At 45.9% G+C, this 1,057-nt stretch carries 2 protein-coding genes; one reads left to right on the top strand and one right to left on the bottom strand.

What is annotated here, in order from left to right:
• Window positions 1–618, top strand: a 618-nt coding sequence (locus tag A3729_RS33585) for a hypothetical protein (protein WP_197476180.1), incomplete at its 5' end; no start/stop codon positions are given.
• Between the two features lie 21 nt (window positions 619–639).
• Here the strand turns inward: A3729_RS33585 and A3729_RS27535 are convergent.
• On the bottom strand, window positions 640–1,057 hold a 418-nt coding region (locus A3729_RS27535; RefSeq protein WP_304439769.1), incomplete at its 5' end, for an alanine racemase C-terminal domain-containing protein.

Raw genomic sequence — 1,057 nt, forward strand, 5'->3', positions numbered from 1 at the left:
TCGGTCCAGTTAACCGGAGATCTAGGTCTTTTTATAGAATCGGCAGGGCTTCCTTCATCAGATACTTATACGAGCTATATTGAGGGCAGCGACGACAACATACTCATTCACCTCGAGCGTGAAACTGACGGCCAGCCACAATTGTTTGCTCAAAATTTCGACAGCGAACTCTATACAAGTCATTTCCCAGATATTGCGAACTCAATATGGGGACGAATTTCCAACTTATTTGATAGCTCGGGTGCCCCCGTAGAACAGGCTATCATCAACTCAAATGATACGACATTACTAAGTGTTGGAGAGAAAACTATTCCCGCTCTCATTAACCCTAATATCTATCAGTATAATCAAGATCATGACTTGGGGCATGGCGCTCTAATAGGGACTTTGCCTGGCAACATCGCAGAGGTTATCGATATTGACATAAAGAGCCAATTTCATGGTGAGGTGAAAGTTAAAGATAGCTATGAACATGACGCACCGGTCAAGACCTACTTCTTTCCGAGCAGCCTTTCTTTCATCAACCCGACAGGCTCTTTTGGCGACATGAAGTTTATGTATGACGATACTTCTGAAGAACCATCAGAGAGCGAAGAACTCCTCGAAGAAGCACCTTAAAAAGGCCCAGTGGCGAATACTCTATTCGCCACTCAACAGCCTTGGAACACGAGTAGTAATACTACAAAATAACTCGTAGGCAATCGTACCAGCCAAAGATGCAAGCTCGTCCGCCTTAATATAATCCCCCCACAGCTCAACAGGACTGCCAAGACCACAAGAAGGAATATCCGTTATATCAATTGCCAACATATCCATCGATACCCGCCCTACAAGCGGGGCTCGAACAAAGGATTGTGACGCGGAATCAAAAACCGCTACCGGCGTTCCATCTGGTGCATGTCGGGGATAACCATCACCATAACCGCAAGCGACTGTTGCAATTCGTGATTCACGAGATGCTCGCCAGCGGCCGCCATAGCCAACACGCTCTCCGATAGAAAGCTCTCTAACAGCCATGATTGCAGACTTTAATTTCATCACCGGCTTTAAATCAAAA

It is taken from the genome of Oleiphilus sp. HI0043 (genome assembly GCF_001634935.1).